This window comes from Streptomyces bobili (genome assembly GCF_002154575.1).
Lineage (GTDB): Bacteria > Actinomycetota > Actinomycetes > Streptomycetales > Streptomycetaceae > Streptomyces > Streptomyces bobili.
In genome coordinates, this window is record NZ_MUBA01000295.1 from 15052 (window position 1) to 30954 (window position 15903).

General features: G+C 72.1%; 17 protein-coding genes. 8 read left to right on the plus strand and 9 right to left on the minus strand.

The features are described 5' to 3' along the window. Window positions 1–43 precede the first annotated feature (43 nt). On the minus strand, window positions 44–2611 hold the full coding sequence (locus BZL64_RS23415) for a ThuA domain-containing protein (protein ID WP_086771166.1): 2568 nt from the start codon (window positions 2609–2611) through the stop codon (window positions 44–46). Between the two features lie 189 nt (window positions 2612–2800). Between BZL64_RS23415 and BZL64_RS23420 the strand changes: the two genes are divergently transcribed. After that, window positions 2801–3754: a multicopper oxidase domain-containing protein gene (locus BZL64_RS23420; RefSeq protein WP_086771167.1), complete on the plus strand. Its 954-nt coding sequence runs from the start codon at window positions 2801–2803 to the stop codon at window positions 3752–3754. Window positions 3755–3902: 148 nt separating this feature from the next. After that, on the plus strand, window positions 3903–4952 hold the full coding sequence (locus BZL64_RS23425) for a LacI family DNA-binding transcriptional regulator (RefSeq protein ID WP_086771168.1): 1050 nt from the start codon (window positions 3903–3905) through the stop codon (window positions 4950–4952). Between the two features lie 12 nt (window positions 4953–4964). Here BZL64_RS23425 and BZL64_RS23430 read toward each other — a convergent pair whose 3' ends face one another. Continuing rightward, window positions 4965–5756, minus strand: coding sequence for a VOC family protein (locus BZL64_RS23430; protein WP_086771169.1), 792 nt, complete (start codon window positions 5754–5756; stop codon window positions 4965–4967). Between the two features lie 225 nt (window positions 5757–5981). Here BZL64_RS23430 and BZL64_RS23435 point away from each other — a divergent pair, with 225 nt between their 5' ends. Then, entirely contained in the window at window positions 5982–6224 is a 243-nt protein-coding gene (locus tag BZL64_RS23435; protein ID WP_190046567.1) for a WhiB family transcriptional regulator, read from the plus strand. Window positions 6225–6339: 115 nt separating this feature from the next. Here the strand turns inward: BZL64_RS23435 and BZL64_RS23440 are convergent, their stop codons facing one another. The 4 genes from BZL64_RS23440 to ssgD all read right to left on the minus strand — a co-directional run bounded on the left by BZL64_RS23440 (window position 6340) and on the right by ssgD (window position 10802). After that, entirely contained in the window at window positions 6340–7317 is a 978-nt protein-coding gene (locus tag BZL64_RS23440) for an acyl-ACP desaturase (RefSeq protein WP_086771171.1), read from the minus strand. A 228-nt stretch (window positions 7318–7545) separates the two neighbouring features. Then, window positions 7546–8322: a dimethylargininase gene (gene ddaH / locus BZL64_RS23445; RefSeq protein ID WP_086771183.1), complete on the minus strand. Its 777-nt coding sequence runs from the start codon at window positions 8320–8322 to the stop codon at window positions 7546–7548. 159 nt (window positions 8323–8481) lie between these two features. Next, complete coding sequence (locus tag BZL64_RS23450) at window positions 8482–10104, minus strand: ABC-F family ATP-binding cassette domain-containing protein (protein WP_086771172.1); 1623 nt, start codon at window positions 10102–10104, stop codon at window positions 8482–8484. Window positions 10105–10388: 284 nt separating this feature from the next. After that, window positions 10389–10802, minus strand: a complete 414-nt coding sequence (gene ssgD, locus BZL64_RS23455; protein ID WP_086771173.1) for a spore wall synthesis regulator SsgD — start codon at window positions 10800–10802, stop codon at window positions 10389–10391. Between the two features lie 224 nt (window positions 10803–11026). Between ssgD and BZL64_RS23460 the strand changes: the two genes are divergently transcribed. Next, window positions 11027–12166 (plus strand): WD40/YVTN/BNR-like repeat-containing protein, encoded by a 1140-nt coding sequence (locus tag BZL64_RS23460; RefSeq protein WP_244205456.1) that lies wholly within the window; start codon window positions 11027–11029, stop codon window positions 12164–12166. 50 nt (window positions 12167–12216) lie between these two features. Beyond that, window positions 12217–12543 carry a plasmid stabilization protein gene (locus tag BZL64_RS23465; protein WP_086771175.1) on the plus strand — a complete coding sequence of 109 codons (327 nt, stop codon included), beginning with the start codon at window positions 12217–12219 and terminating at the stop codon, window positions 12541–12543. Window positions 12544–12557: 14 nt separating this feature from the next. On the opposite strand, the gene BZL64_RS23470 is transcribed toward BZL64_RS23465, so the two are convergent. After that, a complete protein-coding gene (locus tag BZL64_RS23470) occupies window positions 12558–12854 on the minus strand; it encodes a YciI family protein (protein ID WP_086771176.1) in 297 nt (98 codons plus the stop codon). A 50-nt stretch (window positions 12855–12904) separates the two neighbouring features. On the opposite strand from BZL64_RS23470, the gene BZL64_RS23475 reads away from it, so the two are divergent. Continuing rightward, window positions 12905–13669, plus strand: a complete 765-nt coding sequence (locus BZL64_RS23475; protein WP_086771177.1) for an endonuclease V — start codon at window positions 12905–12907, stop codon at window positions 13667–13669. On the opposite strand, the gene BZL64_RS23480 is transcribed toward BZL64_RS23475, so the two are convergent. Continuing rightward, entirely contained in the window at window positions 13645–13833 is a 189-nt protein-coding gene (locus BZL64_RS23480; RefSeq protein WP_086771178.1) for a hypothetical protein, read from the minus strand. The two genes, BZL64_RS23475 and BZL64_RS23480, sit on opposite strands and share 25 nt — an antisense overlap. Before the next feature lie 217 nt (window positions 13834–14050). On the opposite strand from BZL64_RS23480, the gene mmpA reads away from it, so the two are divergent. After that, window positions 14051–14197 (plus strand): morphogenic membrane protein MmpA, encoded by a 147-nt coding sequence (mmpA, locus tag BZL64_RS23485; RefSeq protein ID WP_190046568.1) that lies wholly within the window; start codon window positions 14051–14053, stop codon window positions 14195–14197. A gap of 27 nt (window positions 14198–14224) precedes the next feature. Here the strand turns inward: mmpA and BZL64_RS23490 are convergent, their stop codons facing one another. After that, window positions 14225–15403: a saccharopine dehydrogenase family protein gene (locus tag BZL64_RS23490; protein WP_208639502.1), complete on the minus strand. Its 1179-nt coding sequence runs from the start codon at window positions 15401–15403 to the stop codon at window positions 14225–14227. A gap of 91 nt (window positions 15404–15494) precedes the next feature. Between BZL64_RS23490 and BZL64_RS23495 the strand changes: the two genes are divergently transcribed. Further along, window positions 15495–15875 (plus strand): MmcQ/YjbR family DNA-binding protein, encoded by a 381-nt coding sequence (locus BZL64_RS23495; protein ID WP_086771181.1) that lies wholly within the window; start codon window positions 15495–15497, stop codon window positions 15873–15875. Window positions 15876–15903 lie beyond the last annotated feature (28 nt).

Sequence of the window (15903 nt, forward strand, 5' to 3'; positions counted from 1 at the left end):
AGGACGGCGGCCAGCAGGGCCGTCCAGAGCCTTCGCCGATGTGTCACCGCGTCCCCCTCGCGAGCTGTCCGACGGCCGGGGTCGGCCCGCCGCCGGTGTAAGTGACCCGCCACAGCGCCGACCTGGCGTCGGAGGTGAAGAAGCCGCGCCCGTAGTCGAGGACGTAGAGGGCGCCGTCCGGACCGAACCTCCAGTCCATGAGGTTGCGGATCCCGTCGGTTCCGACCGGCACGATCTTCTTCAGCGACTCGGAGTGCACGGGCAGGCTCCCGGCACCTTGCGTCGCCGGGTTCATCAGGACCGCGTTGCGCGGCTGGTCGGCGTCGTAGAAGTCGCCGACGAACCACTTGCCGTCCCAGTACGCGGGCCACTTGGCCGTGCTCGCGCTCGCGGCGTCGTAGCGGTAGAGCGGCCCGTTCATCGCGGCCTGGCCGCCTCCCTTCAGCCACGGCAGCAGATAGCGGGCCTCGTCCTGCTTGTAGGACGGGACTCCGCTCGCGTCCCGCGGATAGTCCGGGGCGCCGCCCTGCGGCGAGTACCAGATGTTGTTGCCGGTGACCGGCGGCAGGTTCACCAGGCCGTCGTTGTTCGGCGACTCGTTCTTCGGACGGTCGCAGTCGTACCAGCCGAGCGGCTTCGCCGGGTCCGGCAGATTGCGGTCGCGGTAGGGCTGCTTGTTGCCCATGCAGTACGGCCAGCCCCGGTTGGAGGCCTCGGTGATGACGGCGAACGTGTCGTACTTCGCCGGACCCCAGGTCGTGGAGGGGACGCTCGCGTCCGGACCGACCCAGCCCGCGTACAGCACGTCGGTCTGCCGGTCGACCGAGATGCGGGCCGGGTTCCTGACCCCCATCACATAGATCTCGCCCCGTGTCTTCCCGCCGCCCTCGGCGCTCTCCCGGCCGGTGAAGAGATTGCCCTCGGGCAGCGTGTACGTCCCGTCGGGCTCCGGGTGGATGCGCAGGATCTTGCCGTTGAGGTTGTTGGTGTTGCCGGCGGTGCGGCGCGCGTCGGCGAAGGAAACACCCTTGTAGTTCGGTTGCGGGTTGTTTCCGGAGTAACCGTCGCTGAAACCGCTCGAGTTGTTGTCACCGGTCGCGATGTACAGGTTGCCCCGCGAGTCCCAGGCCATCCCACCGCCCGCATGGCAGCAACTGTGCACCTGCACCGGCCACTTCAGCAGCACCTTCTCGCTGCCCAGGTCCAGCCTGTTCGTGGCCGGGTCGAGCGCGAACCGGGAAACACGCCGCTCGGCCATGCGCTTGTCGCGGTCGACCCCCGAGTGGGGCGTGTAGTGCAGGTACACCCAGCCGTTCTGCGCGAAACGCGGGTCCAGCTCGATGCCGAGCAGGCCCTCCTCGACCTTGACCAGCTCGTCACCGCCGCCCTTGTTCCCGAAAACGGTCAACGCGCCTGCCAGAGTGACCTTCTTGGTCACCGGGTCGTAGACGTGGATCTCGCCCTTGCCCTTGCCGATGTCCGGGTTGTTCCAGTCGGTGATCACCGGCTGCGAGGAGTCGGCACCGCCGCGGCCGATGTACAGCACCCGGCCGTCGGGCGCCGTGACCAGCCCGTGCGGCTCGCCGATCTGATCGTTCAGGCCGGGCCGGTTGGGCTGTGTCAGCCGCTCGGCCTTGTAGTGGGCCGTGATGGTCGCCTTGCAGTCGGCCTGCGCCAGCCGCGTCGTCCACAGCAGCGCGCCCCGCAGATGCGCACGGAAGTCCGTCTCGTCGTACGCGGACACCGTGCCGCCCATCCCCGTGTAGAAGGACCGGCCGCCGTCGTAGTCCCGGCACCAACTGATGGGATGATCGGCGCCGTTGGCGCTCGTACCCGGCTGATACGTCGACTCCCGCACCCGGGCGACGGTGTGCACGGTCCCGGTGGGGTTGCGCGTCCAGTTCGGCCACCGGTCGGGCCGTTTCCACTCGACGGGGAGGTCCTTTCCGGCCGGATGCCGGCGGTCGCCCACCTCGACGGTGGCCCGCTGCACGGCCGTCGGCCCGTTCGCCGCGGGCCGGGCGCCGATCAGACCGGTGAACCAGTCCGAATACGGTTCCGCGCGCGCCGCGTCGTGCAGGCCGACGAAACCGCCGCCCGCCTCCATGTAGGCCTCCAGGCCCGCCTCCTGCTCGGGATCGAGGACGTCTCCGCCCCCGGTCAGGAAGACGATCGCGTGGAAGCGGCTCAGGCGCGGCCCGTCGGTGAAGACCGAGGCGTCGTCCGTGGCCTCGACCGCGAAGCGCTGGTCCGTCGCGCCGGTCAGGCCGATGTCCTCGATCGCCTCGATCCCGGCGTCGACGACCGGTGACTCCTCCCCGGCGGCGGCGGAGCCGTGGAAGACGAGGACGTTCACACCCGGACCGCCCGGAGGCGACGTCACGGATATCGTTGTCAGGGGCGGTTCCGGCGCCGGACGCGCCTGCACGGCGGGCCCCGACAGCAGCCCGGCGGTCACGGTCACGGCGGCCACCGCGGCCACCCTGGCCCGTCTCCTGCGCCGTACGCCGCGTCTCGCGGTTCCCGCACCCCTCGCGGTTCCCTCAACCCTCGCGGTTCGCGCACGCTCCGTGCTCTTCGCGCGTCTCGTGCTCAACCCTCGTAAGTGCATGGGCACCTCCTTGGTCACAGCGGCAGCGCCAAGGAAGCTAGACCCCTTTGCCGGGCTCGCCAATACCAATCACCGCAATGGCACGAACTTTGTCCTCGGTGTGGATGAACGACGGAACGCCCGGTACCGTCGCACCGGCTCATCACAGGTACGCGCGGGCAAGTCCCGTATCAGCGTGGGGAGTTCCGTATGGACAGACGTGACTTCAACCGGCGGGTACTGCTCGGCGGCGCCGCCGCGACATCGTTATCGCTGGTGGCGTCCGAGACCGCCGGCGCCCGCCCCGACACCGCCGCGGCCCCCGTCGGCGGCCAGGTGAGACACCTCAGGCTCTACGCCGAGAAGCTCCCCGACGGGCGGTTCGGCTACGGCTTCGAGAAGGGCAGGGCGACGGTCCCGGGCCCGCTGATCGAGGTGAACGAGGGAGACACCGTCCACATCGAGTTCGAGAACACCCTGGACGTGGCCGCGAGCCTGCATGTGCACGGCCTCGACTACGAGATCTCCAGCGACGGCACGGCACAGAACCACAGCGACGTGGAACCGGGCGGAACCCGCACCTACACCTGGCGCACCCACGCCCCCGGCCGCCGCGCGGACGGCACCTGGCGCGCCGGCAGCGCGGGCTACTGGCACTACCACGACCATGTCGTCGGCACGGAACACGGCACGGGCGGCATCCGCAAGGGCCTCTACGGCCCGGTGATCGTCCGCCGCGCGGGCGACGTCCTGCCCGACGCGACCCACACGATCGTCTTCAACGACATGACGATCAACAACAGGCCCGCCCACAGCGGCCCCGACTTCGAGGCCACGGTGGGTGATCGCGTCGAGTTCGTGATGATCACGCACGGCGAGTACTACCACACCTTCCACCTGCACGGACATCGCTGGGCCGACAACCGCACCGGCACGCTCACCGGCCCCGAAGACCCCAGCCAGGTCATCGACAACAAGATCGTCGGACCGGCCGACTCCTTCGGCTTCCAGGTGATCGCGGGGGAGGGCGTGGGCGCCGGCGCGTGGATGTACCACTGCCATGTGCAGAGCCACTCCGACATGGGCATGGTGGGCCTGTTCCTGGTGAGGAAGCCGGACGGCACGATCCCCGGGTACGAGCCGCACCACCCCCACGAACGCTGAGGAGTGCCGGGCCCGCTCACCCGCCCGGCGCGCCCCGCGCACGGCACGGCGGCGGCACGCGCACGCCCCGCCCGCCTGGCGGGAGCGCTCTCGCCTCCCCTCCCGCGCGGCTATCCTGAGCCGCACCGCACGGAGGAGGAGCCCCGAAGTGAGCGACACAGTGCCACGTCCCACGCTGGAGGCGGTGGCCGCACGGGCCGGGGTGTCGCGGGCGACCGTCTCACGGGTCGTCAACGGTGGCGACGGGGTCCGTGAGCCCCTCGTCGAGCGGGTCCGGCAGGCCGTGGAAGAGCTCGGCTACGTCCCCAACCAGGCCGCGCGCAGCCTGGTCACCAAGCGGCACGACGCCGTCGCCGTCGTCATCGCCGAACCGGAGACCCGCGTCTTCGCCGACCCCTTCTTCGCCCTCCAACTACGCGGGATAAGCAAGGAGTTGACGGCCCACGACAACCAGTTGGTGCTGCTCCTCACCGAGGGCCGCGACGACCACACCCGAGTCGCCCGGTACCTCGCCGGCGGCCATGTCGACGGTGCCCTCGTCTTCTCCCTCCATGTCGACGACCCGCTGCCCGAGCTGATCCAGGGCGCCGGGGTGCCGACCGTGTTCGGCGGCCGGCCCGGCTGGGGCGACGGCACCCGCGACGTCGTGTACGTGGACAGCGACAACCGCGGCGGCGCCCGTGCGGCCGTACGCCATCTCGTCGGCCTCGGCCGTACCCGCGTCGCGCACATCACCGGGCCGCTCGACCAGACGTCCGCGGCGGACCGCCTCCAGGGCTACCGGGACGTGATGGGCGACGCCGACCCGCGGCTGGTGGTGGAGAGCGACTTCACCCCCGGCGGCGGCGAGCGGGCCATGCGGGAGCTGCTCGACCGCTGTCCGGAGGTCGACGCCGTGTTCGCCGCGAACGACCTCACCGCCTCGGGCGTCCTGCGCGTCCTGCGGGAACGCGGGCGGCGGGTGCCCGAGGACGTCGCCGTGGTCGGCTTCGACGACATGGTGCCGGTCGCCGAACAGAGCGACCCGCCCCTCACCACGGTCCGTCAGGACATCGAGGAGATGGGCCGCGTCATGACCCGCCTCCTGCTGCGCAGCCTCGACCGCCGCAACACCGGCGGGGCCGCCCCGGACCCCGTACGCCCCGCGCCGAGCGGTGAGGTCCTGCCGACCACCCTCGTACGCCGGGCCTCCGCATAGCGAGGGCCGCTCTCACGTCCCCCGCGGCTCGCTCCTGATCACCGCGAAGCGGGACCCGTCCGGATCCGCCAGCCGGGCGACCCGTCCGACGCCCTCGATGTCCGTCGCGGCCAGCCGGACGGTGCCGCCCAGCTCCTCGGCCCGCGCCACGACCGCGTCCACGTCCGCCACCTCGACGTACGGCAGCCAGTACGGCGGGTGCGGCGCCTCCGTGGGGTCGTCGGCCAACGGGACGACCCCGCCGAACATCGACTCCTCGCCGGCCCCGGCGGGGTTCACGCAGGTGTACGTACCGCCGGGGAAGGGGACGCCCGAGGTCTCCAGTCCGAGCGTGGAGCGGTAGAAGGCCGCCGCCGCGGCGATGTCCGGGGTGTACAGCTCGACCCAGCACAGCGAGCCCGGCTCGCCCGCCACGTCGAGGCCCGCCAGCCGGCCCGGCTGCCAGACGCCGAACGGCACCCCGGCCGGGTCGACGATGATCGCCATCGTGCCCTGGCCCATGACGTCCATCGGCGGGAACAGCACCCTGCCGTGCGCCTGCTCGGCCGCCTCGCAGGTGGCGTCGGCGTCCGTCGTACGGAAGTAGACCGTCCACGACGCGGGGCCCTGCTCGGGAGCGGAACCCATACCACCCGCCGCCGTCCTCCCGTCCAGCTGGAAGAAGCCGTAGCCGCCGGCGTCGGGTCCCGCGGACACGAACCGCCAGCCGAAGAGGGCGCCGTAGAAGGCGGCGGCGCGGTCGATGTCGGTCGTGCCGATGTCGAGCCAGTTCGGAGCGCCGTTGACGAAACGGGTGGTGAGCATCTTCGCCCTCCTCCTCGGAAAGTCCCGTTCTGAGTCCCGTTCACTGCACTGCCGAGTCTGGCACCGCCCACCGGCGATCGCTGCCGGAGCGCGGCGGACGGGCCCGGCGCGCCGCCGTGCGCGACGCTCCGTTCCGGGGGCACCATCAGTGCGGCGGGGGCCCTGCCGGGCGCCGTATATCCGGCGTTGAGGGAACGTTTTTCGCCGCACGTCACGATTCTGGCCATGCCCACCGACACGATTCCCACACCCGACCTCGCCTGGCAGCGGGAGGCCCTGTGCGCCCAGACCGGGGCGGACTTCTTCTTCCCGGAGCCCGGCAGCTCGGTACGGGAGGCCAAGCGCATCTGCGGCATGTGTGAGATGCGGACCGCGTGCCTCGACTACGCCCTCGCCCACGACGAACGTTTCGGCGTCTGGGGCGGCCTGTCCGAGAAGGAACGCCTCCACCTGCGCCGCACGAACTGATGCCACGCACCGCCCGGGACCCGTGGATCCAGGACGCGAACGGCCCGCACCGGGAGTTCGCTTCCCCGTGCGGGCCGTGCGTCTGCGGCGTGGTGGCGGCGTGGTGGCCGGCGGGTCAGCCCGCGGCGCGGGCCGCCATGCGGGCCTTGCGGGCCGCCAGCTTCTCGTCGAACTTCGAGGCCTCCGCGTCCAGGCCGCCCATGTACAGGCCGAGCTCCTCCTGCGCCTTGAGGCCCTCCGGGTCGAGACCCTCGATGTCCAGGACCTTCAGGTAGCGCAGGACGGGCTGGATGACGTCGTCGTGGTGGATGCGCATGTTGTAGATCTCGCCGATCGCCATCTGGGCGGCGGCCCGCTCGAATCCGGGCATGCCGTGGCCGGGCATGCGGAAGTTCACGACCACGTCGCGTACCGCCTGCATCGTCAGGTCGGGCGCGAGCTCGAAGGCGGCCTTGAGCAGGTTCCGGTAGAAGACCATGTGCAGGTTCTCGTCGGTCGCGATGCGGGCCAGCATGCGGTCGCAGACCGGGTCGCCCGACTGGTGGCCGGTGTTGCGGTGCGAGACGCGGGTGGCCAGCTCCTGGAAGGCGACGTAGGCCACCGAGTGGAGCATCGAGTGGCGGTTGTCCGACTCGAAGCCCTCGCTCATGTGGACCATCCGGAACTGCTCCAGCTGGTCCGGGTCGACCGCGCGCGAGGCGAGCAGGTAGTCGCGCATCACGATGCCGTGCCGGCCCTCCTCGGCCGTCCAGCGGTGCACCCAGGTGCCCCAGGCGCCGTCCCGGCCGAAGAGGGAGGCGATCTCGTGGTGGTAGCTGGGGAGGTTGTCCTCGGTGAGCAGGTTCACGACCAGGGCGATCCGGCCGATCTCGGTGACCTTGGACTGGCCCTTCTCCCAGGCCTCGCCGTCCTCGAAGAAGCCGGGGAAGTTGCGGGCGTCGCTCCACGGAACGTACTCGTGCGGCATCCAGTCCTTGGTGACCTTCAGGTGCCGGTTCAGCTCGGTCTCGACGACTTCCTCCAGCGCGTACAGCAGCCGGGCGTCGGTCCAGACGGCGGAGGGGCTGCCGAGGTGCGGGGAGGTGGTCGTCACGGGTACTCCAGGGGACGTGATCAAATGCGGACTACGTCCGGCGGGCGGCGCCGGAACTTACGGGATCGTAGGCTACGAACCCGTAGGTTACGTAGCCGTAGGTTAAGTTCGCTGTAAAGACTGCTGATCAGCGCCTGTCCGACCAGGCGCCCGACGAGCTTTGCGGGTACCCCGAAGGGCTCCGGGACACGCAGGTCGCGGGGCCGAACCGGTGACACGATCACCCGGTCAGGCGTACAGACCCCGCAGGCGCACCGAGAGGCATGTCACACATCCCTCCAGCTTCTCGAACTCGCTGATGTCGACCACGACGGGCTCGTACCCGAGGTCGGCGAGCAGATCCGTGGTCTTGGGCGCGCTCGCCGAGATGAGCAGTCTGGGACCGCCGAGCAGCACCACATGGCCGCCGGCCTCCTCGGGCACCGACAGGAACCGTGGGAACAGCGCGGGCCGGTCCACCATGGGGATGTGGCCGATCACGGTGCCGTCGGGCAGCGCGGTGACCGCCGACTTCAGATGCAGCACCTTGCTCACGGGGACGGCCACGACCCGCGCCCCGAGCGGCTCGAAGGCCTCCCGGACCTGCTGGACCCCGGCCGCGTTCGTACGGCCGCCCCGGCCGACGTAGACGGTGTCGCCGTCCTTGAGGACGTCGCCGCCGTCCAGCGTGCCCGGCTCCCAGATCCAGTTGACCGAGCAGCCCAGCCGGGCGACGGCCTCCTCGACCCCGGCCGTCTCCGCCCGCCGGGACTCGGCGCCGGACCGGGCGATGAGGGCGACGTTGCGGTACATCACGACCGTGTCCTCGACGAACACGGAGTCCGGGCAGTCGTCGGCGGGGTCGATCTCGACGGTCTCCCAGCCGTTGGCCCGCAGGGCCTCGCCGTAGGCCTCCCACTGCTCCAGGGCGAGGTCCACGTCGACCGCCGCGCGCTCGACATGCGTCACCAGGCCTTCGGCGAGGCGCGGGCTGGGGCGGCGGATGAGGGCCTTCTTGCTGGGCACGTCCATGTCTTTCGCATCGGCGGTGGCTGACCGGCGCCGCGCGAGGGGCGCCGATCAGCCATCATGCAGGGCGGGACCACCGGGGCATAACCCCCCAGTAACAATGTGCCCCTCCTGAGACCAGGGCCCGCGAGCCCGGCCTGATCCAAACGAGAGGCCCTACACCGGATCCGCCAGCTCCCGCGCCGACGTCGGGCGCAGCTCCCCGTCCAGCAGCAGCCAGCGGGTGATCCCGATCGACTCCAGGAACGGCAGATCGTGGCTGGCCACGATCAGGGCGCCCTCGTAGGACTCCAGGGCGGACGTGAGCTGCCGGACGCTCGCCATGTCGAGATTGTTGGTCGGCTCGTCCAGCAGCAGCAGCTGCGGCGCGGGCTCGGCCAGCATGAGCGCCGCGAGTGTCGCCCGGAAGCGTTCGCCGCCGGACAGCGTCGCCGCCCTCTGGTCGGCCCGGCCGCCCCGGAACAGGAAGCGGGCCAGCCGGGCCCTGATCCGGTTGTCGGTGGCGTCCGGCGCGAAGCGGGCCACGTTCTCGGCGACCGTCAGCCCGTCGTCGAGGACGTCCAGCCGCTGCGGCAGGAAGCGGAGCGGCACGTGCGCGTGCACCTCGCCCGCCACCGGGGCCAGTTCGCCGGCGATCGTGCGCAGCAGCGTCGTCTTGCCCGCGCCGTTGCGCCCCACCAGCGCCACCCGCTCGGGCCCGCGCAGATCGAATCCGCCCTCCACACGCGCGCCGTACGCGAGCCGCAGATCGAGCAGGCTGAGGACGTCACGGCCCGGCGGTACGGCCGTGTACGGCAGGTCGACGCGGATCTCGGCGTCGTCCCGGACGGCCAGGGCCGCCTCGTCGAGCCGTTCCCTGGCCTCGGCGAGCCTCTCCTCGTGCAGGATGCGGTGCTTGCCCGCGGACTCCTGCGCCGCCCGCTTGCGCGCCCCCATGACGATCTTCGGTTCGCGTTTCTGGTCCCACATCTTCTGGCCGTAGCGCTTGCGCCGGGCCAGTTTCATCTGGGCGTCGGACAGTTCGCGCTTCTGTTTGCGCAGGTCGGACTCGGCGACGCGCACCATGCGTTCGGCGGCCTCCTGCTCGGTGGTGAGCGCCTCCTCGTAGGCGGAGTAGTTGCCGCCGTACCAGGCGACCTCGCCGGCCCGCAGGTCGGCGATCTGGTCGACGAGTTCGAGCAGTTCCCGGTCGTGGCTGACGACGACCATGACGCCCGGCCAGGACGCGACGGCCGCGTACAGGCGCCGCCGGGCGTACAGGTCGAGGTTGTTGGTCGGTTCGTCGAGCAGCAGGATGTCCGGCCGGCGCAGCAGCAGTGCGGCGAGCCGCAGCAGGACGGACTCGCCGCCCGACACCTCGCCGATGGTGCGGTCCAGGCCGATGGCGGCGAGGCCGAGTTCGCCGAGGGTGGCCAGGGCGCGCTCCTCGACGTCCCAGTCGTCGCCGAGGGTCTCGAAGTGCTTCTCGCGGACGTCCCCGGCCTCGATGGCGTGCAGCGCGGCCCGGCGGGCGGAGATGCCGAGGACCTCGTCGACGCGCAGGGAGGTGTCGAGCGTGACGTTCTGCGGGAGGTATCCGATCTGGCCGGCCGTGCGGACGGTGCCGTCGGAGGGGGTGAGTTCGCCGGCGATCAGCTTCAGCAGGGTCGACTTGCCGGAGCCGTTGACGCCGACGAGGCCGGTCCGGCCGGGGCCGAAGGCGACGTCGAGCCCGTCGAGGACGGGGGTGCCGTCGGGCCAGGCGAAGGAGAGGGACGTACAGGTGATCGAAGATGACAAGAGGGCCTCGCGGTCGCGTGTGCGGTCAGGGCAACGCGTATCGAGACACCGTCAAGGCGGCGACCACCGCGGGAGGAGCGGAGGGAGCGTGGGGCCACGGAAGCCCGTGGGAAGGCCCTGCTCCGCAAGAACGGCTCGAACGCCGAGGTCGCACGCGACGCCGGCACCCCATGGGTGCGGCGTGGTGTCTCAGACCTCAGACGAGCAACGTCCTTCTCCTATCGGCGGCAACAGATGCGTCACTCACGGTAGGAGCGGCCGGGAAGGGCTGTCAACGGAATTACTCAGGCGTCCCGCATCAGCTCCGCGAGGTCGTGGTCGAGGTCCAGCTGGAGGTGTTCCAGACCGGCCGGCACCAGCTCGCCGGTGGCCTGGAGGAACCGCCGGATCTCCGCCGAGTGCACATGCACGATCGCGGTGCCCTCGGGCGCGTGGAACTCCAGCACCGTGCGGTCGTAGCCGTACGGCCGCACGCGGACGTCCCCGTCGCCCTCGGCGTCGTGCAGACCCGCGGTGAGCAGGTCGCGGGCGAAGGTCCAGCAGACGTCCACGCCCTCCAGGGTGGCCGGGGCGGGGAAGGTCATACGGACGGCGAAGGGGTCACGCCGGTCGTAGTGCAGGGTGGCGGGGATGCTCTGCATCCGAGGCGCGGCGGCGACCAGGCGCGCCTCGACGGGCTGCTCGATGACGATGGACAACGCCTTGCTCCCTTGTGACGGCGGGGCGAACTTCCGGTTGGGTGCGGCCGGACACTGGAAGAGACGCCGGAATCGGCCGATCCGTGCACACGAAAGCCGAGTGACCTCGGTCACCGCCTTTCATGCACACGAGTGACTCACCTCTCCTGCCGTGTCCCGTAGGGCTGTTGAGGTGATCGCGGGCATCTGGACGCCACCGAAGAGGTGGACTAGCTTCGCCCGCCATGAGGCCCTTGGGGAAGACGCGGCGCGGGACAGGCACGGTAGGGACGGCACGGGTGAGGCGTGCGGGGCGGACGGTCGCGGCGGGAGCGGCCTGCGCGGCGGCGCTGGCCGTTCTGACGGCCGTACCCGCACAGGCCGGGGAGACCGGGCGGCCGGGCGGCCACACGCCCGCGTGGGCGCCCAAGGACACCGGCACCCCCACCGTCCGCTTCCGCGGGCTGGCGGCGGTCGACCGCGACACCGCCTGGGTGGCCGGCACACAGGGCACCGTCCTGCGCACCACCGACGGCGGCGCGAACTGGCGGAACGTCTCCCCGCCCGGCGCCGCCGGCCTCCAGTTCCGCGACGTCGAGGCGTTCGACGCGCGGCGCGCCGTGGTGCTGGCCATCGGTGAGGGCGAGGCCTCCCGCGTGTACCGCACCGACGACGGAGGGGCGACCTGGACGGAGTCCTTCCGCAACACCGACACGCGGGCCTTCTACGACTGCATGACCTTCTTCGACCGCCGCCACGGACTGGCGATGAGCGACCCCGTGGACGGCCGGTTCCGCATCCTGTCGACCAGCGACGGCGGCCGTTCCTGGACGGTGCTGCCGGACGCGGGCATGCCGACGGCCCTGCCGGGCGAGGCGGGCTTCGCGGCGAGCGGCCAGTGCCTGGTGTCGGCCGGTTCCCGCGACGTGTGGCTGGCCACCGGCGGGGCGGAGCGCGCGCGTGTGCTGCACTCGGCGGACCGGGGCCTGACCTGGACGGTCACCGACGCCCCGATCCCGGCGGGCGACCCCGCGCGCGGGGTGTTCGCCCTCGCCTTCCGCGACCGTACCCACGGCCTGGCGGTCGGCGGCGACTACCGCGCGGACCAGCCCTCCCCGTCGGCCGCCGCCGCGACCGGCGACGCGGGCCGCACCTGGCGGCCCGCCGGCACACCCCCGCCCGCCTACCGCTCCGGCGTCGCCTGGCTGCCGCACAGCCGCACCGCCGCCCTCGCGGTCGGCCCGACCGGCACCGACCTGACCACGGACGCCGGCCGCACCTGGCGCACGGTCGACACGGGCTCGTACGACACCGTCGACTGCACCCCCGACCGCGGCTGCTGGGCCGCCGGCGAACAGGGGCGGGTGGCACGGCTGGAGCGATAGCCGTTTCGGGGGGTACCCGTGAGGTGCGGACACGAGAGGAGTGAGCGCACATGCCACGCGGTTCCAGCCCCAAGCGGGAGCGGCAGTACGAGCACATCAAGGAAAGCGCGCAGGAGCGGGGAGAGAGCGCCGGCCGGGCGAAGGAGATCGCCTCCCGCACGGTGAACAAGGAGCGGGCACGGTCCGGCGAGTCGAAGACCGCCAGCCGTACCTCCACGCAGGACATGTCGTCCGGCGAGCGGGGCGGCCGGCGGTCCGGGAAGGGCTCTCAGGGGCCCACCTACGACCAGTTGTACGAGGAGGCCAAGCGCCGCGACATCCACGGCCGTTCGGACATGAACAAGAGCCAGCTGCAGCGCGCCCTCGGCAAGGACTGACGGCGCGGGGCCGCTCAGCCGGGCGTGACCCGGTACCGCTGCAGCTCGGGCGCCGTCTTCGTGGCCTCGAACTCCGTGATCCGGTACGCGCACACGCCGGCCAGGACGAAGGGATCGCCGGCCGTGATCTCCTCGATCCGGGCCCGGTCCTCCGCGACGGCGACGATGATCCCGCCGTCGCGGGGGTTCTTGGGCCCGGAGGCCAGGAACAGCCCGCGCGCGTACTGCTCCTCGATCCAGGCCACATGGTCGGGGAGGACGGCGTCCACGGCGTCGAGCGGTGCGGTGTAGCTCAGTTCCAGTACGAACATGATCGCGAGCCTACGCCGTCGGGGGCGCGCCCCGTAGGCTCGTCCCCACCATGACGACCGTAAGCATTCCGGCGGGCTGGCCCGCCACCGAGGAAGAGGCCCGCGCGGTCCAGGACGAGCTGCGGGCCTCCGTGGTGCTCGACGAACCGGGGCCGCCGCCCGGCACCGGGCACGTGACCGGGGTCGACGTCGCCTACGACGACGACCGGGACGTCGTCGTGGCCGCCGCCGTCGTGCTGGACGCGGCGAGCCTCGACGTGCTCGCCGAGGCCACCGCCGTGGGCCGGATCTCCTTCCCGTACGTCCCCGGCCTGCTGGCGTTCCGGGAGATCCCCACCGTGCTCGCCGCCCTGGACGCCCTGCCCTGCGCACCGGGCCTGGTCGTCTGCGACGGCTACGGCCTCGCCCACCCCCGCCGCTTCGGCCTCGCCAGCCATCTAGGGGTCCTCACCGGCCTCCCGACGATCGGCGTCGCGAAGAACCCGTTCACCTTCACGTACGCCGAGCCGGCCGCCGCGCGCGGGTCGGCCGCACCGCTGCTCGCCGGTGACGACGAGGTCGGCCGCGCCCTGCGCACCCGCGCGGGCGTCAAGCCGGTCTTCGTGTCCGTCGGCCACCGGGTGAGCCTGGACAACGCCTGCGCCCACACCCTCGCCCTCGCCCCGGAGTTCCGCCTGCCGGAGACGACCCGGCGGGCGGACGCGCTGTGCCGCAGGGCGCTGGAGGAAGCCCTCCGGGAGGCGTCCCAGGGAACCTCCGGGACAATGCCCGGGACGCCTCAGGAGACGCCTCAGGAGTCGGCGACCCGCCACTGACCGACCTCGCGGTACTCCGAGTCGTACACCGGCGACCCGTCGCCGGGCTCCAGGGCGTAGTGGCCGAGGTTCCCGCCCCAGTAGCGCAGGACACGCCCCAGCTCACGGGCCCGGTCCTGGGCCGACGCCCCCTCGTCCAGGGCGACTTCGAGAACGAACTTCACGCAGCTCACCTCCCTCCGCTCGCGTGCCCTTCCAGCGTTTCATTGAAGTGCTTGTTGGCACTTCGCGTCCCAACGGCCCAGGGAACGCAGGGTGAGGGAGGCCAGAAGTCTCAAATCGCGGGCGGGCCGGGGCCGTCGACGCCCAGGGTGCGCATGTGGGCCGGTCTGAGTACCTGTACGGATGTGGCGGACGGTGCGCCGTCGGCACAGTGGCCGCATGACGACGCACCGAGCCCCCAAGCCCCTCGCCGACCCCGACCGGCACGTCGAGCGCGCCGTGAACGCCGCACTGGTCCTCGCCGTCCTGGCAGGCCTCGGCTGGATCGTCGGGATGATCTACACACTGGTGGAATGGCCGGTCTAGGACGAAGGGACCCGGACCGGCCCTCGGTCAGCGGCTCGCCGCCACCCGGAAGCGGATGCCCGCCGCGCGCAGCCGTTCGGTCAGCGCGTCGCCCATCGCCACCGCCGTCGTGACCTGCCCGGCGGTCTCCGGCAGGTCGTCGAAGGCCAGGGACAGTGCCGCCTCGGCGAACATCTTCGCCGTCTCGTCGTAGCCCGGGTCCCCGCCGGAGACCTCCGTGTACACCCGCCGACCGCCGCCCTCGCCCACGAACCGGACGGAGAACCAGCTGCGCGCCCGCTTCTCGGCGCTCGGCCCCGCGCCAGGCTTGAGCCGGTCCGACAGCCACCGTCGGGCGGGCGGCACCTGGGCCGCGGCGAACAGGGCGCCGACGGCCGCCGTCCCGCCCACCGCGACCGGCAGGCGTCGTACGGCCGCGTAGTGGCGGTAGCGGAAGTCGGGGCCGTAGCGCTCCAGTGCCTTCGCCGACCGGCGCACGATCTGCGGGTCGATCGTCGGCAGGGGCAGCGCCCAGGCGCCGACCTCGGGGGCGAACCGGGGCGTCCCCAGCGGTGCCGTGGCCCGGCGGTCCATCAGCCGGGGTTCGTGCCGGTGCCGTTCGCGGGCCGCGGTGACCATCTGCCGGCCGCGCGCGAACTGGCCCAGCGCCGAGGCGAACGTGCCGCCCGAGAAGGTGGCGTCGGCGCTCACGTAGCCGTCCACGGTCAGCGGGACGCCCTCCGGGAGCTGGCGGACCGTGAAGTACGCGCCCAGGTCGTGCGGGACGGAGTCGAAGCCGCACGCGTGCACGAGCCGGGCGCCCGTCTCCCGCGCGCGTGCGTCGTGCCGGACGTACATCAGGTCCACGAACTCCGGCTCGCCGGTGAGGTCGAGGTAGTCGGTCCCGGCGTCGGCGCAGGCGGCCACCAGCTCCTCGCCGTACGCCACGTAGGGGCCGACGGTCGTCGCGAGCACGCGCGCGTGCCCGGCGAGGGCGCGCAGCGAGGCCGGGTCGGAGACGTCCGCCCGCAGCACACCGGGCTCCGCGCCGCCCGGCAGCGCGTCCCGCAGCCGCCGCAGCTTCATCTCGTCGCGGCCGGCGATCGCCCAGCGCAGATCCGCGGGCGCGTGGGCCGCGAGGTACGCGGCGGTGAGCGTCCCGACGAAGCCGGTCGCCCCGAAGAGCACGAGGTCGTACGGGCGGTCCGCCCTTTTCATCCTGCTCATGACACCCCTTGGTCTCGCAGCCCGCGCCGCTGTCGGTGGCTGAGGTTAGCGTGAGCAGTGCGGAGCCCGACGACGAGCCCGGAGGCAGCAGGTGGCCGTGGACAGGAACGCCCTGAGGAAATGGGAGAAAGTACGCCGCTTCGCGCTCGGCCTGCCGGGTGCGACCGAGGAGTTCCCCTGGGGCGAGACCGTCGCCAAGGTCGACAAGAAGGTGTTCGTCTTCCTCGGCGTCACCGACGGCAGTTACCCGCTCGGAGTCACGGTCAAGCTGAAGGACGAGACGGCCCACGCCCACGCGCTGGCCTCCCCGGGCGCCGAACCGGCCGGGTACGGCCTCGGCAAGGCGGGCTGGGTGAGCGTCCCGCTGGCGGGGGAGGGCGCCCCGGCGGCCGAGCTGCTGTGCGACTGGGTCGAGGAGAGCTATCGCACGATCGCCCCGAAGCGGCGCACGTCGGAACTCGACGCCCGCTGAGAGGCCCGCTGAGAGGCCCGCTGAGAGG